Source organism: Vibrio sp. 03_296 (assembly GCF_002265885.1).
In genome coordinates, this window is sequence record NZ_NPKW01000777.1 from 1 (window position 1) to 732 (window position 732).

2 pseudogenes are annotated in these 732 nt (G+C 49.2%); one reads left to right on the forward strand and one right to left on the reverse strand.

Annotated features, from left to right (window positions below):
• Positions 1-367: pseudogene (locus CIK04_RS27805) on the forward strand (chorismate-binding protein); the annotation flags it as partial.
• A 125-nt stretch (positions 368-492) separates the two neighbouring features.
• Here the strand turns inward: CIK04_RS27805 and CIK04_RS27810 are convergent.
• A pseudogene (locus CIK04_RS27810) lies at positions 493-732 on the reverse strand (response regulator); the annotation flags it as partial.

Below are 732 nucleotides of genomic sequence, written 5' to 3' on the forward strand. Positions count from 1 at the left end.
AAAGCTTTCCCGCCGTGCATCATTTAGTCAGCACGATTCGCGCTGAGTTGGCAGCTGCAGTATACTGCCGCTGACTTACTGCGAGCGTGTTTCCCGGGAGGCTCGATTACCGGTGACGCCGAAAGTGCGCGCAATGGAATCAATTGAGAAGCTTGAGCCTCATCGACGTTCCGCCTATTGCGGCAGTATCGGTTACATCAGTCGCCATGGTCGCATGGATACCAGCATTACAATTCGTACCTTAGTAGCGGAACAAGGTAAGTTGTTCGCTTGGGCTGGGGGCGGCGTGGTAGCAGACAGTCAATGCGATGCGGAGTATCAAGAGACGTTAGATAAACTGTCTAAGATTCTGCCAATCCTGCAGTAAGTCAAATGAAAGATAAAAGAGAGGAGATCAATGATCTCCTCTCTTTTTGAATAAGCTATTGTTAGTGCGCAGTGAACACGCACTTTGGCCCCTTGACGCCGACTTCACGCATTGCTCTTTTCTTGTTACCGGTTAGGTTTCACTGTCAGCCACTTTAACATCATTCGTTCAACATCATCAGCGGTGTAAGGCTTGGTGAGAATATCATTCATCCCACTCACTAAGCACTTCTCTCGACTCTTCCAATGTCGTACCGGCAGTAAGCGCCACAATGGGCGTCGCCAGCCCTTGCTCTCGTAAATAGTGAGTCGCCTCATAGCCATCCATTTCTGGCATGTCGACAATCCATGAATATCAGGATCATA